This window comes from Streptomyces sp. NPDC001204, from assembly GCF_053598035.1.
Window position 1 is genome coordinate 22,942 of sequence record NZ_JBSFJL010000022.1, and the last position, 23,546, is coordinate 46,487.

The 23,546-nt window shown below is 68.8% G+C and carries 20 protein-coding genes and 6 pseudogenes; 13 read left to right on the top strand and 13 right to left on the bottom strand.

Going from position 1 to position 23,546, the window contains the following annotated elements; genetic code table 11:
* Positions 1-135: 135 nt before the first annotated feature.
* Together ACWC91_RS26880 and ACWC91_RS26885 are read left to right on the top strand one after the other, a co-directional pair.
* Complete coding sequence (locus ACWC91_RS26880) at positions 136-1,407, top strand: helix-turn-helix domain-containing protein (RefSeq protein WP_141366879.1); 1,272 nt, start codon at positions 136-138, stop codon at positions 1,405-1,407.
* The gene (locus ACWC91_RS26885) at positions 1,404-1,961 is read left to right on the top strand and encodes a flavoprotein (protein WP_141363666.1); all 558 of its coding nucleotides are present in this window, start codon (positions 1,404-1,406) and stop codon (positions 1,959-1,961) included. The genes ACWC91_RS26880 and ACWC91_RS26885 overlap by 4 nt, the downstream gene beginning before the upstream one ends.
* Here ACWC91_RS26885 and ACWC91_RS26890 read toward each other — a convergent pair.
* Positions 1,962-2,234: pseudogene (locus ACWC91_RS26890) on the bottom strand (mobilization protein); the annotation flags it as partial.
* Positions 2,235-2,237: 3 nt separating this feature from the next.
* On the opposite strand from ACWC91_RS26890, the pseudogene ACWC91_RS26895 reads away from it, so the two are divergent.
* Positions 2,238-2,462, top strand: a pseudogene (locus ACWC91_RS26895) (IS256 family transposase); the annotation flags it as partial.
* Positions 2,463-2,487: 25 nt separating this feature from the next.
* On the opposite strand, the gene ACWC91_RS26900 reads toward ACWC91_RS26895, so the two are convergent.
* A complete protein-coding gene (locus tag ACWC91_RS26900; RefSeq protein WP_384436176.1) occupies positions 2,488-2,943 on the bottom strand; it encodes a DUF6058 family natural product biosynthesis protein in 456 nt (151 codons plus the stop codon).
* A gap of 242 nt (positions 2,944-3,185) precedes the next feature.
* Here ACWC91_RS26900 and ACWC91_RS26905 point away from each other — a divergent pair, with 242 nt between their 5' ends.
* Entirely contained in the window at positions 3,186-4,220 is a 1,035-nt protein-coding gene (locus tag ACWC91_RS26905; protein WP_141363668.1) for an IS110 family RNA-guided transposase, read from the top strand.
* Between the two features lie 811 nt (positions 4,221-5,031).
* Here ACWC91_RS26905 and ACWC91_RS26910 read toward each other — a convergent pair.
* From ACWC91_RS26910 to ACWC91_RS26920, 3 genes and pseudogenes are all read right to left on the bottom strand, one after another.
* Positions 5,032-5,883: an aldo/keto reductase gene (locus ACWC91_RS26910; protein WP_390877685.1), complete on the bottom strand. Its 852-nt coding sequence runs from the start codon at positions 5,881-5,883 to the stop codon at positions 5,032-5,034.
* 39 nt (positions 5,884-5,922) lie between these two features.
* Positions 5,923-6,950, bottom strand: a pseudogene (locus tag ACWC91_RS26915) (zinc-binding dehydrogenase).
* A gap of 49 nt (positions 6,951-6,999) precedes the next feature.
* Complete coding sequence (locus ACWC91_RS26920) at positions 7,000-7,968, bottom strand: aldo/keto reductase (protein ID WP_390877684.1); 969 nt, start codon at positions 7,966-7,968, stop codon at positions 7,000-7,002.
* 214 nt (positions 7,969-8,182) lie between these two features.
* On the opposite strand from ACWC91_RS26920, the gene ACWC91_RS26925 reads away from it, so the two are divergent.
* The gene (locus ACWC91_RS26925; RefSeq protein WP_390877683.1) at positions 8,183-9,091 is read left to right on the top strand and encodes a helix-turn-helix transcriptional regulator; all 909 of its coding nucleotides are present in this window, start codon (positions 8,183-8,185) and stop codon (positions 9,089-9,091) included.
* Positions 9,092-9,191: 100 nt separating this feature from the next.
* Positions 9,192-9,674: a DUF5994 family protein gene (locus tag ACWC91_RS26930; protein WP_450640080.1), complete on the top strand. Its 483-nt coding sequence runs from the start codon at positions 9,192-9,194 to the stop codon at positions 9,672-9,674.
* Between the two features lie 2 nt (positions 9,675-9,676).
* Here the strand turns inward: ACWC91_RS26930 and ACWC91_RS26935 are convergent, their stop codons facing one another.
* From ACWC91_RS26935 to ACWC91_RS26960, 6 genes and pseudogenes are all read right to left on the bottom strand, one after another.
* On the bottom strand, positions 9,677-10,870 hold the full coding sequence (locus ACWC91_RS26935; protein ID WP_390877692.1) for a PP2C family protein-serine/threonine phosphatase: 1,194 nt from the start codon (positions 10,868-10,870) through the stop codon (positions 9,677-9,679).
* Between the two features lie 139 nt (positions 10,871-11,009).
* The gene (locus ACWC91_RS26940; RefSeq protein WP_225076988.1) at positions 11,010-11,522 is read right to left on the bottom strand and encodes a DUF5994 family protein; all 513 of its coding nucleotides are present in this window, start codon (positions 11,520-11,522) and stop codon (positions 11,010-11,012) included.
* Between the two features lie 199 nt (positions 11,523-11,721).
* On the bottom strand, positions 11,722-12,696 hold the full coding sequence (locus tag ACWC91_RS26945) for an STAS domain-containing protein (protein ID WP_390877680.1): 975 nt from the start codon (positions 12,694-12,696) through the stop codon (positions 11,722-11,724).
* A gap of 260 nt (positions 12,697-12,956) precedes the next feature.
* Positions 12,957-13,114: pseudogene (locus ACWC91_RS26950) on the bottom strand (UDP-N-acetylglucosamine 1-carboxyvinyltransferase); the annotation flags it as partial.
* A 250-nt stretch (positions 13,115-13,364) separates the two neighbouring features.
* A complete protein-coding gene (locus ACWC91_RS26955) occupies positions 13,365-13,460 on the bottom strand; it encodes a DUF7848 domain-containing protein (RefSeq protein WP_450726080.1) in 96 nt (31 codons plus the stop codon).
* A pseudogene (locus tag ACWC91_RS26960) lies at positions 13,457-13,720 on the bottom strand (PIG-L family deacetylase); the annotation flags it as partial. The gene ACWC91_RS26955 and the pseudogene ACWC91_RS26960, both read right to left, overlap by 4 nt.
* A 311-nt stretch (positions 13,721-14,031) precedes the next feature.
* Between ACWC91_RS26960 and ACWC91_RS26965 the strand changes: the two are divergent.
* The 7 genes and pseudogenes from ACWC91_RS26965 (at position 14,032) to ACWC91_RS26995 (ending at position 21,543) form a co-directional block, all read left to right on the top strand.
* Entirely contained in the window at positions 14,032-15,552 is a 1,521-nt protein-coding gene (locus ACWC91_RS26965; protein ID WP_390729983.1) for an MDR family MFS transporter, read from the top strand.
* A 698-nt stretch (positions 15,553-16,250) separates the two neighbouring features.
* Entirely contained in the window at positions 16,251-17,486 is a 1,236-nt protein-coding gene (locus ACWC91_RS26970) for an IS701 family transposase (protein WP_390729985.1), read from the top strand.
* A gap of 345 nt (positions 17,487-17,831) precedes the next feature.
* Positions 17,832-18,185: a DUF317 domain-containing protein gene (locus ACWC91_RS26975; RefSeq protein ID WP_390876830.1), complete on the top strand. Its 354-nt coding sequence runs from the start codon at positions 17,832-17,834 to the stop codon at positions 18,183-18,185.
* A 106-nt stretch (positions 18,186-18,291) separates the two neighbouring features.
* Positions 18,292-18,582: a hypothetical protein gene (locus tag ACWC91_RS26980; RefSeq protein ID WP_390876831.1), complete on the top strand. Its 291-nt coding sequence runs from the start codon at positions 18,292-18,294 to the stop codon at positions 18,580-18,582.
* 15 nt (positions 18,583-18,597) lie between these two features.
* Positions 18,598-19,419, top strand: coding sequence for a DUF317 domain-containing protein (locus ACWC91_RS26985; protein WP_390876832.1), 822 nt, complete (start codon positions 18,598-18,600; stop codon positions 19,417-19,419).
* A 593-nt stretch (positions 19,420-20,012) separates the two neighbouring features.
* Positions 20,013-20,162: pseudogene (locus ACWC91_RS26990) on the top strand (hypothetical protein); the annotation flags it as partial.
* A 415-nt stretch (positions 20,163-20,577) separates the two neighbouring features.
* On the top strand, positions 20,578-21,543 hold the full coding sequence (locus ACWC91_RS26995; RefSeq protein WP_390876834.1) for a DUF4238 domain-containing protein: 966 nt from the start codon (positions 20,578-20,580) through the stop codon (positions 21,541-21,543).
* Between the two features lie 433 nt (positions 21,544-21,976).
* Here ACWC91_RS26995 and ACWC91_RS27000 read toward each other — a convergent pair whose 3' ends face one another.
* Both ACWC91_RS27000 and ACWC91_RS27005 read right to left on the bottom strand, forming a co-directional pair.
* Positions 21,977-22,843, bottom strand: a complete 867-nt coding sequence (locus ACWC91_RS27000; RefSeq protein ID WP_390876835.1) for a hypothetical protein — start codon at positions 22,841-22,843, stop codon at positions 21,977-21,979.
* A gap of 436 nt (positions 22,844-23,279) precedes the next feature.
* Positions 23,280-23,525, bottom strand: a complete 246-nt coding sequence (locus ACWC91_RS27005) for a hypothetical protein (protein WP_390876836.1) — start codon at positions 23,523-23,525, stop codon at positions 23,280-23,282.
* Between the last annotated feature and the right edge of the window lie 21 nt (positions 23,526-23,546).

Below are 23,546 nucleotides of genomic sequence, written 5' to 3' on the forward strand. Positions count from 1 at the left end.
GCCAGGCACCAGCGGAGCCAGGCCGTGTGCCGGAGCTGCATCACTTATGCAGGAGCTGCATCACAGCCAATCGCCCCTCGGTTACGCTCGGTTGAGCAGGCAGGATCGGCGACGGCAGGAGGAGCCGTGGCACAGATGGCCGAGGCACAGAGCGAGGCGAGACGGATCGGAGAAGTGATCCGTCAAGCCCGCGTGTTACAGCGGCGCTCGCAGAAAGACGTTGCTGCCGCACTTGGGTATCACCAGTCGAAGGTGAGCCGCCTGGAGAGTGGCCGGGGTACCGATGATGTCCGCATGCTGCGCGAGGTCGCACAAGCGCTGGACATTCCGCTGCACCGCCTTGGCCTCGCTGCCGCGTCGAGTACCAGCACCTCGGACCTTGAGGCAGAGGACATGCACCGCCGTACCTTCCTTGCCGCGGGCGTTGCCGCGCTCACGGTTCCGCCTTCGCCCGCCGCAGCGCATCACGATCTGGTTCAGGTCCTGCTGCCCAGTGCCAGTCCAGCGACCACGGGCCAAGCCTTGGACATCAATGGGCTGCGCGATCGGACACGGGCCGTACGGCGGTTGTTCTGCACGTGCGACTACACCGAGTTGGAGCGCACCCTGCCGGGACTGATCGCCGACCTGCGCCAGGCAGCCGGCGGCTCATCCGGCACGGCTGAGGCATCCGGATTGCTCGCGACCGCGTACCAGACGTCAGTGAGCCTCTTGCTGAAGCGAGCGGATCAAGGCAACGCCTGGCTCGCTGCCGGTCGCGCCATGGCCGAGGCGGAGCGATCTGGAGACCCCGTCGTCCTCGCCGCCAGCGTCCGCGTTCACGCCCACGTCCTCGTCCGCGAGAAGCACACACCACAGGCCGTGAACATCATCCGCCACACCGCCGACCAGCTCACCGGCTCCTACGACCAGCGGTCGCCGCGCTACCTGGCAGCGGTCGGCCTGCTTCTGCTCCGTGGCGCGACCGCAGCCAGCAGGAACGGAGACCGCGACACCACCGAGGACTTCCTCACCGAAGCCCGAGAGGTGGCTCGCTACGTCGCTTTCGACCGGCCCGACGCCTGGGCGAACTTCAGCCCCACCAACGTCGCCCTCCATCAGGTCAGCGCAGCTGTCTCCTTCGGTGACACAGGCATCGCCCTGGAAACAGCCCGGCCGCTCATGCGCCGGCACATCCCGGTCCCCGAGCGCCGTGCCGCCCTGTGGGTCGACGCCGCCCGCTCCTATAGCCAGCAGGGCCGCATCGCCGATGGGTACCAGGCGCTGCGCATCGCCGAGAGCTGCGCGGCCCAGGACATCCGCCGCCCCGCTGTCCGGGAGCTGGTCGCCGACATGGCCGCCCGCGATCGCCGCCGTACCCTGCCTGCACTGCACCACTTCAGCCGTCAACTGGGAGTCCCCGCGTGAGCGACCAGCCCGACCAGCAGACCAAGAAGCCGTTCCTCTATGTCGTCGTGTGCGCCGCCGGAGTCGCCGGCGACGTCGGCAAGCTGATCACGGCCGCCCAGGAGGTGGACTGGGACGTCGGCGTCATCGCCACCCCGCAGGGCCTGGGCTTCATGGATGCCACGGCCATCGAGGCCCAGACCGGCTACCCGATCCGCTCTGCGTGGCGCTCCCCCGGCGATCCTCGTCCGCTGCCGCCCGCCGACGCCATCGCGGTAGCCCCGGCGACCTTCAACACGGTCAACAAATGGGCCGCAGGGATATCCGACACGCTCGCCCTGGGCATCCTGTGCGAGGCGTACGGCTTCGGCATCCCCACCGCCGTTCTGCCGTACGTGAACTCGGCGCAGGCCGCCCACCCCGCGTACGGACAGAGCCTCGACCGGCTGCGCGAGATGGGCGTCCTGATCGGCTCGTACGAGCCCCACCGGCCAAAGGTCGGCGGCGGGGCCGACCGCTTCCGCTGGGAGGAAGCGCTGGAGCTGCTCACCCCCAGGCTGCCCGAGCGGGTGTGATCAGCGTCGCCGAATGTGCGGCGCCTGCGAGGGCGGCGCAGCCGTTGCTGCCTGTATTGGTTCGCCAGGGCGCCACGCTGCGCTGCGGGCCTGCGCTGCACGGGCACGTGCGCTGGGCACCGGCCTTGCGCTGAGACGCTGGACACGCCAGGTCAGGACCCGTGCTGGGTGGCGAGCATCGTCCAGAGCTCGCTGATCGGCGGCTTGCTGGAGGAGTTGCTGGGGGTCGTGTCCTGCGGCCTCGGCCTCGGCGAGTATGGCAGCGAGGGCGTCGACACGAATCCGATCGAGTCCACGTTCGCCACCGTCCGCCTACGGGCCAAGGTCACCCGAGGTGCCGGCTCCCGCACCGCCGCCCTGGCGATGGTCTTCAAGCTCGTCGAGTCCGCCCAGCAGCGGTGGCGAGCCGTGAACGCACCCCACCTCGTCGCCCTCGTCCGCGCCGGCGCCCGCTTCGAACGCGGCCACCTCGTCGAACGTCCCGAAGTCCGCGCCGCATGAACGACCGCAACCGATCCGCAGAACGCTACCCATGGCTCCGGGTCACGGGCGCGAGAAGCGGGCGCGCACGGCGTCGATGCAAATCCTTGCGCTGAATGGCGGCCGGGGTCACCGAATGCAGACACACGTACTGTCCGCTGAGATACGCATTCCACTCCGCCTTCCCGGTGATCGGGTCGGCCCAGTGAGCGGTGAACCACGCTTCGAGCAGCTCTACGCCGCCGGATTCGTCGGCGAGAGCGAACAGGTCGGCCGGCACCATCTCAGCACCGTTGGAGCGCAGATATCCCGGAAGCGGCAGATACTGCCCCAGCATCAGCCGGCGGACCGCATAGGCATCGCGGCCATGGACTGCGCACAGTTCCTCCAGGGCAACGAACTGCGCGCTGACATATACGTCATCTGCGTCGGTCATTGGATGGTCGCCGTTGACCTCGCGGAACCGCTCGGCGAGCTGCTGCTTCAGGTCCGTCTCCGACATCGGGTTGCTTCCGGCGCCACCAGCGCGGGCATCTCCCGCACAAGACTCCGCATGCTATCGGCCGGACAGTTCGGCACTCACCGAACCATCGATGGAATCACGACAGCACGAGGGCACCCTCGCCCTCACCTCCGCCCACCGATCCACAGCTCTTGATGCGATGAAGGGGCGGGGCCTCCACCCCGTGGGTTTCCCGGGTAGGTCCCGGGTGCTCACGTTCGTCACGGCGAAGGAGGCCCCTGGTGAGTGAGTATGACGGACACCAGTACGTCGGCATCGACCTGCATCGCAGGCGGTCCGTGATCGTGCGACAGACTGCTGAGGGAGAGCAACTGAGCACGGTGCGTATCCTCAATGACCCGGTCGCGCTGGGGCTTGAGATCGAGAAGGCGGGGAGCCGCCCGGACGTGGTGCTGGAGGCCACCTACGGCTGGTACTGGGCGGTCGACGCACTGCGGGCCGCCGGGGCCGAGGTCCATCTCGCCCACCCGCTGGGCGTGAAGGGCTTCGCTTACCGGCGGGTGAAGAACGACGTCCGCGATGCCGCGGACCTGGCCGACCTGCTGCGCATGGGCCGGCTGCCGGAGTCCTGGATCGCCCCGCCCGACGTGCGGGAACTTCGCGAACTGGTGCGCTACCGGGCCAAACTTGTCGCGCTGCGCTCGGGCCTGAAGGCACAGGTCCACGCCGTGCTCGCAAAAGCCGGCGTGCTCATCGCCGTCTCCGACCTGTTCGGCTTCGACGGCCGCAGTCGGCTGGAGCAGACACCCCTGCCCGGCGCCTACGCCCAGCGCGTGACCTCCCTGCTGCACTTGATCGACATCCTCGACGCCGAGGTAGCCATCTTCGACCAGCGCATAGCCGGCCGGCTGCGCGGGCACCCCGGCTGCGGAGCCATCCTGTGGCTACCCGGCGTCGGCCCGGTGCTGGCCGCCGTCCTGGTTGCGGAGATCGGCGACGTGCACCGGTTCGCCTCCGCCGAGAAGTTGTGTTCTTGGGCCGGGCTGACCCCGCGCCACTACGAGTCCGACACCCTGGTGCGGCGCGGTCACGTCACCAAGCAGGGCAGCAGGCTGGTCCGCTGGGCGGCCGTGGAGGCGATCCAGCGGAAGGCCACTCCCAAGATCACCGGAGACCGGGCCCGGATCGAGGCCCGCCGCGGCAAGAACATCGCCAAGGTCGCCGCGGCCCGCAAACTGCTCACCCTCGTCTACTACGGCCTGCGCGACGGGCACATCCGCGCGCTGGCCCGCTCCCTGGCCGAGCAGGCGGGATGAGCAGCCCGGACGCGGCAGGCGCGAGGCCGGGCAATTGTCTGACCCCCACACGGCGCGGTCGCGGTTTTGATTGACCCCGCCTGCCGCACGTCGTAATGCTCCATGCGGCCAAGCGCCGCGAAGGAATGACCGGCAGCCGAGAAACGGCCCTGCCCCTCCCACATGACCGACCGGAGACGAACGACACCCACAACCACATCGCTGCCCGCCCGCTCGCCATCAGCATCCACCGACAGCGAGCCGGGCGCCCCTGCCCGGAACCGTCAATAACCAGCGCCGACACTCTGCATCCGCGCCCCGTGCTCCCTGTCGTGGGCCTCGGCATGGCACCTGCATCACTGGCTGCGGCGAGTCAGGAAACGCTGGGCTGGTAGTAGCCACGATTCTTTGCTGTGCCACCGCTCACTCAGGACCCCGAGGGCGGGGGGCGAGCGTCTGCGACCGGCGAGAGCGACCGTTCAGCGAATACGTGATCTTGCGAGCAGCTTTGGGAGCCGTCTCCCGTCCTTGGCTCCCAAACGGCTCCCAAGAGTGCCCCAGAAACCACCCAGGGGCCCGACCCGCTAAGCGGATCAGGCCCCTGACTTGGTACTACGGCGTCGGGGTAGCGGGATTTGAACCCACGACCTCTTCGTCCCGAATGAGGTTCGGTCATGATCGCCACCGGGCGGTTTGCTGTTTTGCCTGGTCAGGGCGTTGGGGTGCGGTGGTCTCGGATGGTCTCGAAGGGGCTTGGGGAGCGGGTTGGCTCCCAGATGGCTCCCAGTTCTGCTGCCCTGTGCGGGCTGGCTCTGTTCGGGGTCTGTCCGGTTCAGGCGTCGAGGCGGCGCCCCGCGAGCCAGGTGACGATCTCGGGGTCGTGGTGGTCGAAGAACAGCGAGCTGCCAGTGTCCAAGGTGGCGATCTGCGCCATCTGGTCGTCGGTGAGCTCGAAGTCGAAGGCGTCGATGTTCTCCGCCACGCGCTCGGGCCGCACGGACTTGGGGATGGCGATGACGCCGCGCTGGGTGAGCCAGCGCAGCACGACCTGGGCGACCGACTTGCCGTACTCCTTGCCGATCTCGGCCAGCAGCGGGTTGGTGAACAGGTCGTTCTTGCCCTCGGCGAAGCCGCCCCAGGACTGGATCTGCACCCCGTGCTCGCGCATCAGGGCCTGGTAGTCGGTGCGCTGGAAGAACGGGTGGGTCTCGATCTGGTTGACCGCCGGGGTGATCTCGTTGTTGACGATCAGGTCGAGCAGCCGGTCGGGGTAGAAGTTGGCCACGCCGATCGCCTTGGCCCGGCCCTCGCGGTTGAGAGCCTCCATGGCGCGCCACTGTCCGTAGACGTCGCCGTAGGGCTGGTGCATGAGGTACAGGTCGAGGTAGTCGAGGCCCAGCTTGTTCAGTGACGTCTCGAAGGCACGGCGGGTGTTGTTCTCGGCGGGGGCGTCCTGCACCCACAGCTTGGTGGTGACGAACAGGTCCTCGCGGGCGATGCCGCTGGCCTTGATGGCGCGGCCTACGGCCTCTTCGTTGCCGTAGGCGGCGGCGGTGTCCAGCAGGCGGTACCCGGCGGCCAGCGCGTCGGAGACGGCGCGCTCGGTGTCCTCGGCGGGGATCTGGTAGACGCCGAAGCCGAGGAGCGGCATCTCGACACCGTTGTTCAAGGTCACGTACTGCATGAGCGGGAAGTCCTTCGCGGTGCGGTGGGAGGGGGGAAGTCAGGGGCGGATGAGGGCCTTGAGGACCTGACGGTCGGCCATGGCCCGGTAGGCGTCCGGGGTCCGGTCGAGGGCGAAAGTACGGTCGAAGACTCGGCCGGGAGTGATGGTGCCGTCGAGGACGTCGGGCAGCAGTTGCTCGATGTAGGCGCGGGCCGGGCTGGCCCCGCCGGTCAGCGTGATGTTCCGCATGAACTCGGCCGGGCCGATCGGCCTCTGCTCGTACTGCGGGACGCCCAGGCGGCTGATGGTGCCGCCGTCCAGGACCGCGCCCAGGGCGGTGTCCAGGGCCTGGCGGGTGCCGACGGCCTCGATCACCTTGTCCACGCCGCCGGTCAGCTCACGGATGCGGGCGATGCCCTCCTGGCCTCGCTCGGCGACGACGTCGGTGGCGCCGAACTCCCGGCCCAGGCCGGTGCGCGCCTTGTGCCGGCCCGCGAGCACGATCCGCTCGGCGCCAGCCGCTTGGCGGCCATCACCGCGCACAGGCCGACCGCGCCGTCCCCGACGACCAGCACCGCATCCCCGCGGCCGACGCCGGCGGTGACCGCGCCGTGGTGGCCGGTGGTCATCACGTCCGACAGCGCCAGCAGGGACGGCAGCAGCGCGGAGTCGGCGGCCACCGGTGGCTTCACCAGGGTGCCGTCCGCATGCGGAACTCGGACGGCTTCGCCCTGCCCGCCGTCGACGCCGTCGAAGCCGTACCGGCCACCGTTGCGGCACGAGATGTGCAGGCCCTTGGCGCAGTAGTCGCAGGTGTTGTCGCTGTAGGTGAACGGGGCGACGACCAGGTCGCCCGCCTTCAGGCCGGTCACGTCCGCGCCGGTCTCCTCGACGACGCCGAGGAACTCATGTCCCATGGGGCGGCCGGTGTCGGTGGCGGGCATCGACTGGTAGGGCCACAGGTCGCTGCCGCACACGCATGTGGCCACCGTGCGCACCACGGCATCGGTCGGCTTGACGATCTTCGGGTCGGGCCGGTCCTCGACGCGGACGTCTCCGGCTTCGTACATCACTGCTGCACGCATAAGAGGGGGTTACTCCAAACGGGGGTGGGCTGTCGCGCCGGGGACGAGATCAGCGTTCGAGCATCTGTGCCTGGGCTTCGGTGTGGGTGTCGCCGGCGGCGGGCGGCAGGCTGCTGAGCTTGTCGAGCTGCTCGTCGGTCAGCGTGATGGCGTCGGCCGCGGTGTTCTCCTCGACGCGGCTGACCCGCTTGGTGCCGGGGATCGGGGCGATGTCGTCACCCTGGGCGAGCAGCCAGGCCAGCGCCACCTGCGCGGGCGTGGCGCCGACTGCGGCGGCCACGGCCTGCACCTCGTCGGCGATCGCGAGGTTGCGTTGGAAGTTCTCGCCGGTGAAGCGCGGGTTGCCGCGCCGGAAGTCGGAGGCGTCGAACTGGTCGGTGGAGCGGACGGTGCCCGTCAGGAAACCCCGGCCCAGCGGGGAGAACGGCACCAGGCCGATGTTCAGCTCCCGCAGAACGGGCAGGATCTGCTTCTCGATGCCGCGCGTCCACAGCGAGTACTCGGACTGCACCGCGGTGACCGGGTGGGCGCGGCGGATCGTGTCCGGGCCGGCCTCCGAGAGACCCAAGGCGCGCACCTTGCCCTCGGCGATCAACTCGGCGACGGCGCTGGCGGTCTCCTCGATCGGCGTGTTCGGATCGACCCGGTGCTGGTAGTACAGGTCGATGTGGTCGGTGCCCAGCCGCTTCAGGGAGCCCTCGACGGCAGCGCGGATGTTGGCCGGGCTGGAGTCCAGGTTCCAGGCGCCCTCGCCCCCGTGGGAGACCAGACCGAACTTCGTGGCCAGCACCACCTGGTCCCGGCGCCCCTTCAGCGCCCGTCCGAGCAGCTCCTCGTTGGTGTAGGGGCCGTAGATCTCGGCGGTGTCGATGAGCGTGACGCCCAGCTCCAGCGCTCGGTGCACGGTCCTGATCGACTCCGCATCGTTGGTGCCGGAACCGGTGTAGCCGTGGGACATCCCCATCGCACCCAGCCCGATCCGGGAAACCTCCAGGCCACGCAGCTTGATGTACCGCATCTCGCTCTCTCTGGTTCATGTCGTTGCGCAGCCCCTCACTCGGGCCCGACCCAGCAGGTCGTGCCTGCTGTGGTTCGAGCGGCGGGGGTGCCGGCGTCTTCCTCATTCACCTTGTCCCGGATTGCGTGTGGGTGGCAGGGCGGGCTCTGCGGGGGTAATGACAGGGCCCCCCACCGACCCGCGCAGCGGCTGGCCGGCGGGCGAGACTGGAGCCATGGCATCCGAGAGCGCGAACAGCGAGGGAGCCGAGCTGGGCCGCTACCTGCGCGCCCGCCGCACCCAGACCAGCCCCGAACACGTCGGCCTCACCGTCGGCGCCGGCATCCGACGCACCCCTGGCCTGCGCCGCGAGGAGCTGGCCACCCTCGCCGGAATCAGCATCGACTACTACGTGCGCCTGGAACGTGGCAAAGAGACGCGCCCCAGCCCTGCCGTCCTCGATGCGCTCGCCCGCGCCCTGCACATGGACGACCAGGAGCACGAGCACCTGCGCGAGCTCGCTGCCCGGGCTGCCCGTTACGCCCCCGAACCCCCGCCCGTCCCGAGCCGCACCGTGCGCCCCCACCTCAAGCTGCTGCTCGAATCGCTGCGCCCGAATCCGGCCTACGTCATCAGCCGCAGCATGGACATGCTCGCCTGGAACCCCGGCGGCCTCGCCCTCTACGCGGGCCTGGACGACTGGCCGGCCAAGCATCGCAACCTCGCCCGCTACCTCTTCCTGCACCCCGCGGCCCGCGACCTCTTCCAAGACTGGGACCGGCAGATCATCGCCTGTGTCGCCCGCTTGCGCGCCACCGCCGGAACCGCCCCCGACGCCCCCGACCTGACCAACCTCGTCGGCGAACTCCTCCTCAGAAGCCCCGATTTCGCAGGGCTCTGGGAACGCTACGAAGTCACCGGACGCAAGCCCGCCCACAAGACGTTCCAGCACCCCCAGGTCGGCATGCTCACCCTCACATCCCAGTCCCTGCACGTCGAGGGCACCCCAGGCCAGCGCATCGGCGTCTACACCGCCGAACCCGGAACTCCCGACCACGATGCCCTGCTTCTGCTCGACATGACCGCACCCGCCATGCCCAGCTCAGGCTCCTCGGACAGAAGCACCTCACCCCGACCGAGCTGACCCCGTGCCCAGCAGGTCGGCGCCCGTGGCACGAGGAGTAGCGTGTAAAAGGCGAGGCGAGTCCTGTGATCGCCCCGATTCCCGAAGACGGGTGATCCTCATGACCGGCTCCGATGCACGGCCTGTTTCCCGGCATCTGCCCAGCGGTGTTCACGAGGCCGTGCAGCCGGGGTGTGCGTTGCTCCGGCTGGAGACCACGGAGTCGCGCGAAGGTGTCCTCGACGGTGCGTGGTGGCCGCGGTCGCGTGACATCGCCGCCGAGCTGCCCGCGCTGCTCAGCGCCCTCACCGGCCATCTCGGCCCGCTCACGCGCGTCGGGCTGGACACCACGGCCTGGGAAGGGCTTCCGACGCGGATCGTCGTCGACGACCGGGTGGTGCGCATCGACTCCTTTGCGCTGGGCGACGACACCGTGCTGATCACCCGAGGCGAACAGGACATCTTCTCGCTGCTGGTGGTTCCGCCGGACACAGCACCCGAGGCCGCCCGCGCCGCGATGGCCCAGGCCGTCCGGGCCGACAACGTCACCCAGGCGAATCAGATGCTCATCGACACCCGAAGCGCGCAGGTGCCGCCGGAGTGAGGTCAGCCGCGCCACTCCACCAGGAGCAGCGTCGCGTCATCCGTTGTGTGTCCGCCCCGCGCCCGCTTGAGCGTGTGGGACAGGGACCGCGCCACCGCCCGGATTCCGCGGCCGGTTCTCTCCAACTGGTTCACCCAGTCGATCATCAGGTCCTCCCCGAACTCGTCCTCCCCGGTCTTGTGCTCCTCGATCAGTCCGTCCGTGAAGCAGAGGAGGCGGTCCCCCGGCTCCAGCTTCATCTCGCTCGTCTGCGGCTGCGGACCGCCGAAGCCGACAGGGAGGGTCGTCGGACCGGTCAGCCGGAGTGTGACGCGGTGATCACGGACGAGCATCGGTGACGGGTGCCCGGCGTTGACCCACTGAAGATGCCCCGTCGTGGTGTCCAGCTGCAGCATCTGCGCCGTGACGAAGTGCTCGGGGCCGAACTGGTCCGCCACTGCGCGGTCCATGGAGGCGTAGATCTCCGGCAGTCCGGTGCCGGCGCGGCGGGCGTGGCGGTAGGCGCCGATGGCCACGGTCGCCATCGTGGCCGCGTCCAGGCCGTGTCCCATCGCGTCGATCATGGCCACGTGGAGGACGTCTGCGTTGAGGGCGTAGTCGAAGCTGTCACCCGCCACGTCATAGGCGGGTTCCAGGATCCCGGCCACGGCGACCTGAGGCATGATCATCGCCAGCGGTGGCAGCAGGGCCCACTGGATCTCGGCGGCGACGCTCATCGGTTCGCGGCGTCGGACACCGATGAAGAGGTCGGAGTAGCCGTGCTTGGTCACCAGTAGGTCGGCCACCAGGCCGGCGAGCCTGCGCAGCATGCGGCGGTCGTGTTCATCGACGCTGTCCAACGTCACTGCCATGACTCCGACCTGATCGCCGCCGTCCAGCAGCGGCAGCAGGATTCGCACGCCGTCGTCCTCGGGCAGCTCGACGGGGTGAGCGTCGAGAAAGCAGCGGCCCGCCTCGGAGTCGTCGATCACCTGTGGTTCCCCGTCCGTGAGGCCGTCGCCGGGCAGGGGGACGAGCAGCAGTTGGCCGTAGTCCTGCAGCAGCACCTGCGGCCGGCGACCCCCGAGCCGCTCCACCACATCAGCGACCAATGGCCCGATGAGATGGGGCGGCAGTTCATGCGCGCGATCGAGGACCTCTCCCAGCAGAGCTTCCCCGAAGCTCTCGGAGCGGTCCGCGCGCTGTCCGGCCGTCATCCCCTCACCCGCCATGATCCGAGTCGATCGGAGCGGCGGGCTGGGACGGTGCAGGGTCTGCCAGTGTCATCGCTCCATCGACGGGTCGTAGATGCCCCGGGACTGGCCCCGTCACCCGGGTCCGTCCGGATCGGGCCTCTCACCTGAGTCCGGACCCTCCTTCCGACTCCCATGTGTCTTGTCCGTCGAGGCCGCTCTCGACGAGTGCCAGCAGGCGCGGAGCCGACAGTGGGTTCCCGGGGTCGGCGGCAGCGGTCAGCAGCCGGGTGGCGGCTCCGGCCGGCTCGTCCGGGGGGATCACCAGCAGTTCCCAGCGTCCCACGGTGCCGCAGTCCACGGTGATGGCATGCACCTCGGCGGCAAGATCGGTCAGGACCACCTCGATCACATGGCCGGGCGCCATCACCTCCTGCGGGGCATCGGGCCAGGTGGCGGTCCCCACGGTGACGCGGGTGACGGTGCCGACGCTCGGATCCAAGGAGCCGACCAGCGCGGGCAGCTCCAGTTCCAGTGCGTCGCAGCGCGGCCACCACGCGCCGTCCAGCGGGCCATGGCTGACGCCCGCCGTGAGGCGCAGCCGGGGCAAGGGCATCCGGTAGGAGCGGCCTTCATCTGGTGCCGTACCTTCGGCGGGCTCTGTGATGGCGTTCATCGTGCGATCCCGTTCCGGGCGGCTTCCGGCCGCCCGTGTCTGCCACTCGCCGGGAACGGCGCCGCCGTGGTCGTGCGCCCGAAAGCTCTCGGTACGTGTCAGGCTACTCCCGGCCGTGGCGGGCGGCCTGGTGCGCAGCCATCGCGGAGAGGCAGACAGCCGGCCGGTACGACCGCCGGCTCATCGCCCCTCTGCCAAATCATCGGCGTGCCAAGGCCAGCCCTTCGACGGACAGGGTCAGCACACAGGGGGCGACGGCGCCGGGCAGCCCGAAGACCTCACCCATGTTCTGCCAACCCCAGGACGAGAAGGCGGCTTGTCCTGCCTGGTCGGCAGGATGCAGCAGGGTGACCCCGAGGCGGGAGTGCAGGTCTGTGAGCAGACGCTGCTGCAGGCGGCGGGCGATATCGCGGTGCTGAGCGTGCGGATGGGCCACCACCTGGGTGAGGACGACGAACCGTGCGCGGGAGGTGAGCCGATGGATGATCCCCTGGAGCGTTCCGTCGAACCCCCGCCGGCCGGAACCGTCAGGACCCACCGGAAAACCGAAGGCGCAACCGACCAGCACCGTCGTCTCTGCGACCAGCAGGGCGAAGCCGGGGCGGTGGGCAGTGAGCGCCAGGCGGTGCAGGAAGTCTCCACGGTCGTGGTACGCCTCGCCGGGGGTGCCCGCGACGGACTCCGCAGCCAGGTCCGCGATGTCCTCGCGCATGTCTTCGGCCTGCCAGCGGGTCAGCCGGCGAAGCCGGATCCCGTCCTTGAGGACCGGCTGATCCGGCCGACGAGCGGGGTCCCCGGGCGCCCGCGGCGCGGTACTCAGAAGGTCGCCGGATGCGGTGGGCGGCACGGGACTCACCTGGCCGGTAAGGAGCAGCGAAGTGGATCCGGTGACATCGAGGAGCCGGGTGATCTGCGCGCACGGGTGCTGCAGCCTCAGGCAGGCGTGGACCCGGCCGGCGCGCCGTGATGCCGACTGGAGGACGTCCAGGCCCCCCGCGTCGCAGGAGCCGACCGTGGTCAGGTCGATGTCGATCACGGTGACACCGTCCAGCAGACACTGCTCCAACGCGGCCCGCAGCAGCGGCGTCGTGGCCGGCCCGATGTCACCGGCAAGCGTGACGAACGTCCGCTCCCCTCGGTTCCGCCTATGAATGTCCAGCCGGGAAAGGGTCATCACGCCTCCCCTTGGTGGGGGCGCGGACCCGCGCGGGTGCTCAGTGCGGCCCCAGCCATGATGAGCTCGCGCGGAGTTGCTTCGACCGCGGCGGACATGATGCCGACCCGTCTCCGCGCCGACGATTGGGGCGGCCCGGACTCGTCTCTCGCCGAGGACGACCCGGCATGGCGGCCGGAGTGCGTGATGCCCTCGGTACTTCAACCGTACGTCGGCCGCAACCGGAAGCGGCTGCGCCGAGGGCGCGCCAGGACACTCCCGCTGACGCCGCGAGCGGTGAGGCCGGCGATGAGCAGGGCGGACCCTGTGCGGATGTCGGTGGCCTCCACCTCTGGCCGGTCAGCCGCTGCGGGCCGGTGAAGCGGCACTCGGTGGGGGAGAACTCGTGGAACTCGGCACCCAGGCGAGTCAGGTGGGGGCAAGAGGTTGCTCCCAAAGCGGAGGCATACAGCAGATCAGGCCCGGTGCTGATCTCTCAGTACCGGGCCTGACCTGGTGTTACGGCTGTCGGGGTGGCGGGATTCCGGCAGGGACGGGGGCTCAGGGGCCGTTCGGGGCGGCGGCGACTGCGAAGCCGATCACGAATCCGCATGAGGCGGAGATCAGCATGATCAGAAGCGGCCCCGTGTAGCGGCCCAGTCGGCTCACTGCGCGGCCCATCACTGCTTTCACCAGGCGCGCCACGGCCGGGAGATGATCTCTCGGTACGTGTGGTGCGTGGGGTTGCGGCCGCCGTGCTCGAACCGGGAAGGCGGGCGGATCAGCGTAGTCCGGCGAAGAGGTCGTTCTCGGGCACGGCCGCGCCGGTGGTGTCCTGGACACGTACGAAGGTCTCGACGCCCATCAACTCGGTGAACCTCTTCTGGCCCATCTTGAGGAAGAAGATGTTCTCGCCCTGGCTGGCGTGCGCGGCCAGCGCATCGAACTTCTGACCACCGAACGCGGTGGTGTCCACCCAGGTGGTGATCTCCTCGTCGGGGAGTCCGATCTCGGCCATCGCGGCGGCCTCGGCGGGATCCGGCTGCTCCCACTCCCTCTCATCCCGGCTGCACACACCCGGCTACGGCAGCTTGCCGACCAGGCCAGGTCCCTGCGCCGGCTGCCGACCCGGACCTTCGTGATCGGATCATGCAGGTGATCAGTCGATGCCCCCTCAGGGCGCGATGTGCACCACGCTTTAATTCGGGGGTGATCCACTCGGCGATGAGGCACACTCAGGCGGCCGATGAGTTCTGGTGTGCCCGCCGGTCTGTATCGGTGCGACTACCGACCATCCAGTCCGGCGACCCTCGGCTACGGGGCGACTGCGACCAGGAACCCCAGTGAGGTGCTGTCATGTCAGCTGCGATTCCGGAACGACCAACCGCTGCGGAGGCGGGCGGCGGCACACCTATTGTGGTGCGGCTGCTGGTGCTGGCCACGTTCGTGGTGATCCTCAACGAGACCATCATGATCAACGCGATCCCGCGGCTGATGGATTCATTGCACATCACCGAGCAGTCGGCACAATGGTTGTCCACCGCGTTCATGCTCACCATGGCCGCGGTGATTCCGGTCACCGGGTGGTTCCTGCAGCGGGTCACCACCCGGCGGGCGTACGTGCTCGCGATGGGCACCTTCCTCGTGGGTACCGCTGTGTCGGCCCTCGCCCCGGCCTTCGCGGTGCTACTGGCGGGCCGTGTCGTGCAGGCCACAGGCACGGCCGTGATGATGCCGCTGTTGATGACCACGTTGATGACCGTGGTGCCTGCGCAGAACCGCGGCAAGGTGATGGGCAACGTCACCCTGGCGATGTCGGTGGCGCCCGCGCTCGGGCCCGCCGTGTCCGGGGTCATCCTGCAGGCCGGCTCCTGGCGGCTGCTGTTCGTGGTCGTGCTGCCGATCGCGGCCGGGGTGACCCTGTTCGGGCTGCGCAAGCTGGAGAACATCGGTGAGCAGCAGGCGAGTTCCATCGACTGGTTCAGCGTCTGCGTCGCGGCGCTCGGCTTCGGCGGCCTGGTGTACGGCCTGAGCCTGGTCGGTGAGAGCGACCACAGGACGCTCGGCATCGGCATCGCCGCCGCCGGTATCGCGGCCATCGCGGTTTTCGCGCTCCGCCAGCTCAGGCTGCAGCGCGACGGTACACCGCTGATGGACCTGCGCACCCTCCGGTACGGCACCTTCACCCTGTCCCTGGCCCTGATGGCCATCGGCTTCCTGACGATGCTCGGCTCGATGATTCTGCTGCCGCTGTATCTGCAGAACGTGCGCGGCCTCAGCCCGCTCGAAACCGGCCTGCTGGTCATGCCAGGTGGTCTGGCCATGGGCCTGCTGGGACCGACCGTCGGAAAGGCGTTCGACCGGTTCGGCAGCCGGACGCTGGTGCTGCCCGGCTCGATCGGCATCGCGCTCGCCCTCGCCGGATACGCACAGATTGCGATGACGACGCCGTACTGGAAGGTTCTGGGTCTGCACGTGCTGCTGATGGTGGGCCTGGCGGCGACGTTCACCCCGGTCTTCGCCCTCGGCATGGGCGCGCTGCCCTCGCACTTGTACTCCCATGGCAGCTCGATTCTGGGAACGCTGCAGCAGGTCGCCGCGGCGTTCGGCACCGCGCTGATGGTGACCGTGATGTCGTCGCGCACCACCAGCCAGATCGCCGATGGTGTCGCCGCCGTGCCCGCCCAGGTGAGCGGTATGAAACTGGGCTTCGGCGTCGCGGCAGCCCTCGCCGTGGTGACGATCGCGATCGCGGCGAAACTGCCGCAGCGTGTCGCGGGCACCGACACCCCGGCCGATGCCCTCGCCGATGCCGACGCGGGCCCGCCCGCGGACGGGAATCCCGACCTCGGTGAGCGGGGCACCGTCAAGGCGTAGAGGTCCTGACCCACCCCCTCCGACTGCGCACCGATCGCGCTGCCGCCCGGAGACAACGTCCGGGCGGGAGCGCGGTCGTATTCAGCGCCGGCTCATGACCGCGAACCGGCCAGGACGTTCACGCAGCCAGGCAGCGATGCCCACCCGCCTGGGGCGAGCTGCTTGTTCTTCTCGACCTTGGGGATCGCGAGGGAGCTGCCGCCGTTCTCCGCGCTGTCGATGCCGCCCTTCTTCCACTGCGGCAGTGCGCGACGCGCCGGTCGCCTGCAGCGGACTTGACGCCCGAGGTGCAGCTCGCGGGCATACAGGCGCCCATAGTGAGCGTGTCGATGCTGCCGGGATTGGGATGTGGCCAGCCCTTGATGGCGTTGACAACGAGCCCGCCCCACGACGTCCTTGTTCGACCTTCATGGCTACGCCTCAGCGCAGCTCGCCAGGTATCGTGACGGTTGCCCTAACGGAGGTTGGTGGACAGGAGGACGACCAATCTCCGCTCGTCGAACTGGACCCACCAGACTTCGCCGCGTTGCACAAGTCCTCCAGACACAGGACGGCAGGCAGACGCTGGGCGACCCTGACGCGCTGTTGAGACGGGTGCGGCCACCGTTGATCATCGGTGTGTGAAGACTGAAGATCATGCGGTGGCCGCAGGTCACAGCGTAGACCCTGCCCGCTGGCAGGAGGAGTTCGAGGGCCTGATGAGCCAGATAGCGGGACGGTTCACGCGGGTCGAATCGCGGCGCCGGGCCCGGAAGTTGGTACTCGGCCTGCTGTCGGATCTGCCGCGCAAGAACTGCTGGACCATCGCGGAGTGGGCCGGGGACAGGACCCCGGACGGCATGCAGCACCTGCTCGGGCGGGCCAAGTGGGACGCCGACCAGGTCCGCGACGACGTGGGTGACTACGTGGTGGAGCATTTGCACGACGACGAGGCGGTGCTGGTGGTCGACGAGACCGGCGACGTGAAGAAGGGCACCGACACTGTCGGTGTCCAGCGCCAGTACACCGGCACCGCGGGCAGGATCGAGAACGCCCAGGTCGCTGTCTACCTGGTCTACGCAGGCCACCGCGGGCACGCCGCGGTAGACCGGGAACTGTACGTTCCGCGTTCCTGGACCTCCGACCCCGACCGCTGCCGGGCCGTCGGCCTTGGTGACAAGACGGAGTTCGCGACCAAGCCGGAGCTGGCCGCTCGCATGGTCACCCGATTCCTGGACGCCGGCCACCGGGCCGCATGGGTCGCGGGAGACGAAGTCTATGGCGGCAACCCGAGGCTGCGCACCGCGCTGGAGGAACGCGGCACCGGCTACGTCCTCGCGGTGGCCTGCTCACACGAAGTCACCACAGGAGCCGGGAAGTTCCGCGCGGACACACTGGCCAGGAAGGTACCCAGGAGGGCCTGGCAGAAGCTGTCCGCAGGGGTCGGAGCCAAGGGCCACCGCTTCTACGACTGGGCTGTCATCGACCTCACCGGCCCCCGGCCCGGGAGCCGGCAGTTGCTGATCCGCCGCAACCGCAGCACCGGCGAACTCGCGTACTACCGTTGCTACTCGCCGACCACAGTGCCGCTGGCCACCCTGGTGCGCGTCGCTGGATCAAGATGGCGGGTCGAGGAGTTCTTCCAGTCCGGCAAGGGCTTGGCGGCCTTGGACGAGCACCAGGTCCGCCGCTACCCGTCCTGGTCCCGCTGGGTCACCCTGGCCATGCTCGCGCACGCCTTCCTCGCCGTCGTCCGCGCGAACGAACACGACCGTCATCCCTCACCCGACGAGCTGATCCCGCTTACCTGCAACGAGATCCAACGACTGTTCATCACGCTCGTCATCCAACGCGTCTTTGACCCTGTCCACCGGCTTGGCTGGTCCGTCTGGCGACGCCGCCACCAGGCCCGATCCCAGACCAGCCACTACCGGCGACAAGCCGCTCAAGCATGAAGATCACGATCTACGGCTGGAGTACTAGCCGTCGCGCAGTCCAACAATGGGTGGCGCCGCTTACTCCCGCGCTGGCCGGCCACACGACATGACACCTCGATGTACGGGGCAGCACTCTCCACCACCGGAATTCGTCCCCCCGGCGTGATTACCTCTCCGACTAGCTTCACTATCAGAAAGACCGAAACGGCTGGGTTCGCTGTCAAACGCCTCGATTGGATGACGAAGGACAGCAGTTCGCCGGGGGCAGACAGGAAAGATCAGCGAAAGACTGGCCAATACGCCAGGAGCATGTCAACGTAGACGACCTTCCCCGAAAACCCCAGGTCAGAGAGGTGATGTCTCGTGACCGTGGCTTCCGCGAGCCCTGGATTCTCCACCACCGTCGAGGCGCTGCGTCTGCGCGAGTGGCAACTCGGCCCGGGCCAGCCCACGCTCGTCATGGACCAGTTCTCCGCGGACGACTTCAACGTCGTCGTGGATGACCGGGCGGACGTACACGTCAACAGCAAGGATGGGCGCTTCTATCTCGGCTGGTTCCCGCTCGGTCGCCCAGGCACCGACGGCGAGGGCTGGAAGATCGCTGTCACCGGTACGTCCAAGGTGCGCGGCTACCAGGTGTCCTTCGATACCGAGACACCGGCCGAGATCGTCGCCGCCGCCGTTGCTCGCGTGCTGCTGACCGCCCGGCGCGTCTAGCACTAAGGACTCAGGCCGGATGTCCCCAACCGACGGGGGCGCTCCCGCCATGGGCGATCCACGGGCCGCCACCCCATCTGCTGTCCCCCACGTAAGGAGTCTGTCCATGACACACCCGGAGATGACGGTCGGCGCTCTCATCGACCTCTTGTCCGCCTTCGACCGCGGCATGCCAGTGCGGCAGGCGATGAATCCGTTCTTCCCCATGGCGCACCGCCTCGAACAGGTCATCCAGGCCACGGACGAGACCGGACGGCCCGTCGTTTACCTCGCCGAAGGGCGGGATGCGGACACCCAGCTCGGCCATCTGCCGCCTGAGGTCGCCGTCGCCCTGGCCTGGCAGGTGCCCGTCCAGGCGCCCCCGCGCCGTCCCCGCCGCACCGCCGGCGGCAAGTAGATTCCCACCAGCCCCTTGGAGGCGCCCCTGAACCCCGACTCCCCGCTCGACCCGTCCACCCCGACCAGCGCCCAGACCGCGTACTGGGTCGGCCCACGGCACCTGGCCGGTGACGACGGACGGCTCTACGACGCCGTCGCCGACACGCTCGCCGGCCTCGGCTGGACGAGTCTGACGATCATCCGAGGGCGGCAGGAGCCGGACGAGGCGCCGGAGGACCGCCAGGTCCTGCGCAGCACCGTCCTGCACATCAGCCCCGACACACTCCGTTGGGCGCAGTGGGTGCTGCCGGACGAGCCGTTCCACCTGGGCGAGCTGCCGATCGCCTGGCACGTCTCCGCCCGCGAGGACGTCACCACGCCGGTCGCGCAGTGGTCCGCCTACTTCACCCCCGACGTCCCCGGAGAGGTTCTCGTCGACTTCCTCGTCGCGCTCGACGCCCGCGATCAGCCCGCCGCGCCGCTCGCCGGTCCCGAGCAGGTCCTCGACGCCGTCGCCGCGCACGGCTGGCTCCGCGACATCGACCAGCCGCATGCGGGAGCGGTGGACCCGACCTTCACCTCTCACCTCAGCCTCGGTGAGGTGCCGCCTCTGATCCAGGATGCCGACCCGCGCGCCCTGGTGACCGAGGGCGGCGAGGCGGGCTCGTCTGGGTGGCAGGCATGGGCTGAGCCGTCAATGGGCGCCCCCTGCTTGTGGGCTGCATCGTTCGCCGCCAGCGTGCCGCACGACCTCGTTGCCGCGTTTGCCGCCTCCCTCAGCTCCACCGCACCGGTCCTGCGGCGAGTGCTTCCCGAGAGCACCAGGGATCGGCTCCTGCGCGCCCCAGCCGACTGACGGACGCAGCCTTCGCCCCCGGGGCCCGGCTGCCTTCCACCCGTCCGACACCACGAAGCCCGGTCACCCTTACGGGGGCGGCCGGGCATCGCGCATATCACCACATTGAGCGCCTTCAAGGTCCTCACGGCGCATCAGGAAAACCAATTCACCCCGAACGGCCGGCACCGTAATCTGACCTGTTCTGCCCACGTTTGCAGGGGGTTTCGGGGAATGAGCGAGGCCACGAGCACATGGCGGCCGACTGAGTACGGCGCCAATATCGGTCATTCGTCCGCCTGGATGGCTCACCGAAAGGTGTCCCTCGACGTGCATCGGCTGCTCAACGAGGGAGACCCCGACCGCGCGATGCGCCAGGTTCTGCGCGACCCGCAAGCATCTGAAGACCGAGGCAGCGCAGAACCTGTTGAGTGAGGCGCTTACCGATTTCGACCGTGCAGTGCCGGGGGCAAGAAGGCACGGGACGTGATCAAGCACTTCGACGAGTACGCCATGGGGATCGGCAACCTGCAGCAGCCGCACGTGCGGAAGAGCGCGAGTACTCCAAGAGCCTGGTGGCGACCATCGCGGCGATGGCCAACACCTATGGCGGCATGATCCTGGTGGGCATCAACGACAAGGTGGAGCCGGGCACCGAGCGCGTCGTCGGTGTCGACGCCCAGGACACGATCGACAAGATCGCCAGCGGGTGCCGCGAGAAGTTCGACCCGCCCTGGGAGCCGACCTTCATCCCCGTCCCGTTCGACGACGGGACCGGGTGCAGTGTGGTGGTCATCCGGGTCGATGCCAACGACGCGCCCCGGCCCCTGCTGATAGACCTGAAGGCGCCGATCCGGCTGAGCGGGCAGAACTCCACCGCCGACCGCGACCGGCTTCTCAAGCTCGCCCGTGAGGAGCCGTTCGCGGGGGTGCTGCCCATGGGGCAGAACGTCATGTCCCCGAACCTGGACCGGGACGCCGAGGGCAACCCCACCGCGGACTTCATCCTCCGTACCGGCATCAACCTCCCGATGGGAGAGGCCGGTGCCTGGGGTACGGCTGCGCCTCTTCCTGCACCTCCCCCCGACGACGACCAGGACGACGCCGTTGACGGAGGCAGCTGCCTGGAGGATGACAATTCTTGGCACCCTACGCCGGGCGCTTGGCAGAATCGGGAGAGTGAAGGCAGCTCAGATATCCCGGCAGCACCTCGTCTCTCAGGTTCTGCTCAAGCAGTTTACGATGGCCGAGCCGGATGCCCGAGGCCCTCAGGTGCGTCCCGTCGATGTGCGCTACCCAGAACGCTCGAACAAGCTGAAGAGCACCCGGGCATGCGGTTGGGTCGACGCCTTCGTCGCCTTCGGCTCCCAGTCTGCCGAGGATCTGTGGAGTTCCGTGGAAAGGCGGGCTCCCGCTGCCTTCGAGGCTGTGCACGCTGGCACGCCGTTCGCCGACCCCCTGCACGTTGAGGCCCTGCGTGATCTGATCGTGCTGCACTACGTACGGTCACACCGCTATCGCGATGTGTACACGAATGCGTTCGAGACTGTGCGCGTGAAGGTCCGCAGTGAGCTCGTCGAGCGGTTTCCGCAGCCGCTGCGCCGTGAGGCGTTGCGGCAGACCGGGCTGCATCTGGCAGGTTCAGGATCCCTCGATGCCTTCGCCGAGCGCCTCGTCCAGCAGTCCGACGTCACCCGGGATTTCGGGACAGGCGCGCTGTTTCGCACCAGCATCGAGAGCATGTTCAACAAGGTGCGTGCCATGGCGTCGAAATGGCACTTGGAGGTACTGACGCCGCAGAGCGGACAGTTCCTGGTCGGCGATAATCCGGCGGTGTCCGTGCGCGCGGACACCACACCCTGGTCGTACAACATGGCCTTCGGTGACGCGCATTCCATCGTCCTACCCATCACTCCCCGCCATCTGCTGGCCCTGGGAAGGCAGAACATAGCCGGCACGATCCCCCGGGCTCTCATGGACAAGCTCAACACCGTGCAGATCCTCGCCGCCGACCGCTACGTCTACATGCATCCGCGGAGCAGGAGACTGGAGATGTTCGCTAGAGAGACGGCGAGGCGGTGGCGAACGGACCGCGTGAGCCCCTACCGTGCGTCGGCGTCAGCCTCAAGGAGCAGGAGGTCGTAGACCGGGCGGAGGCCACCACCACGGCGTCCTCCTGGGCGTCGCCCGGTGCCGCCTCCCCGTCGGCGCCGGGCGACGCCCACGAAACTCCCAGCGACCGCTGCGCACCAGCACCGCCGAGGGCTTCTCCTTCGGTCTTGCTCGCAGGGCCCGAGTCGCGGTCCTCCCACACAGTCCCGCCGACCGGTCTCGGCCGGAGGCCGGTCCGCGGTTCGGGACCCCGGGACCGCAGGCGGTCCCGGTCCGTGAGCGGCGCTGCCGGTCGACGCACGATCCCCACTCAGGAAGACACGAGAACGAGGTCTCGTCTCCAGGGGTGCTGTTCACGGGCTGCCCTACCTGCCTACACCCGGCCGCGCCTGGCCTCGATGCAGGTGGGCGCAGAATGCCTCCCAAGAGCAGGCAGGACTGGCAGGCGATCGGCAGTCAGCGGGCGTCAGGCCGGGATGTTCCCTTCGAGGAAGGCCGCAGTGTCGTTCTGGAAGGTCTCTATCCACTGACCGCGTCCGTCGCGCAGAGGGTGACCGACTGTGGGTATTCCACGGCGACACAGGTCTCGCAGATCGAGTGCGGTGACATCGTCTCCGTACCGCAGCCATTGGTCCACGACCGGCCACGAGCTGAGCACCGACTCCCCCAACCCAGCGCCGTCGAGGCGGTCGTCACTGGGACTCAGCGTCCAGGCCAGCGGACGGAAGTAGATTTCGGAGAAGATGTTGTAGTGCTGCCGGCGGGTGAGGACCCTCATCCCGTAAGCCATGCTTGCCAGGCGCGTACTGCGCGAGGGGTAAAGCGCCATCCTCAGCGTTGCACCGTCGGGCATGGTGATGTGCGGGCGCCGATGCTGAAGGTCGTGTGCCAGGCCGGGGAACATCTTCCGCAGGTGCGGCGTGGTCGCGAACATCCCAATCAGTACCGATCGCGCGACCCGGCCGGGCGCTACCGCGACGGGCGGCGCGGGTTCGGCTGCCGGCAGGAGCAGACGCGTGCGCGCACCGAAGTAGGCCATAAGGCGCGCGGCGAAGTCGCCGTAGGCCGCGTCGTAGTTCTCGCCGGCGAGACCGTTGCAGTCCCCGCACAGCCCTCGCAACCACATTCCCCCGGTCTTGGGGCGACCAGTGGTGCGCTCCTCGTTGTACACGCGCACCGTCGCGCTGGTCACGTTGCCCGTGTTCCCGGCAGCTTGGGGCGGCACGTGAGCCCTGGTCATTTTGCGGTATTCACCGCACAGGCCACAGATGCGTGAGCCCTTGCTCCACGGATCCAGCCCCAGTGTCCCCTCAGGGCGCCGCTTTTCCGACATGCACAGAGCGTAGCTAGCCGGTACGCCTGAACGCCTCGAAATTCTCGGCACGCTTTGACAACGCGCGTGACGCGTCGGAAGCGGATTCGTTGAACTGGGTGACTCCATAAAGCCGGGCTCCGGGGACATCATGGCTGATTCCCCGGGACCCGTGGTGTGTCCGGCTGCGGGCCGGGTCAGTTCTGCACGGCCGGCGACGTCGCCCTGTTCACCTCGGCGACGGGCGAAAAAGTCCCCAGCGTCCACCCCACCCTGGCAAAGACCTCGCGAATGGAAACCGTGCAGGGACAGTGACCAACTCGGAACAGGCGACAGGGCCCGCAGACTGAAGCTGCGGGCCCTGTCGTGGACGTTGTCGAGAGAAAGTCAGGGTATCTAGCGCATGGCAGCCACCCGCTCACCCTTGGAGGTCAGGTCCAGGTCGACGACCGTCTCCTCACCGGCCCTCTCCTGCACCCCCTAGCAACACCAGCCGGCCACGCCTGAGCTTGCGGATCGATTCACTGACCGTGTGAAGGCTGCTCTCGTAGACCGCGCACAGGCGCCCCTCGTGCAGGCAGACCGTCAGCTCAGCCCGCTCCTCGTCGACCTCCGCGGCCAGCTCCGCATGGACCGGTCCGGCCTCGGAACCAGCCCGCAGTAGGTACTCCAGCAGCTCCTTCTCCACAGCGGACAGCCTCACCGGCTTGATCGGCCGGCCGCT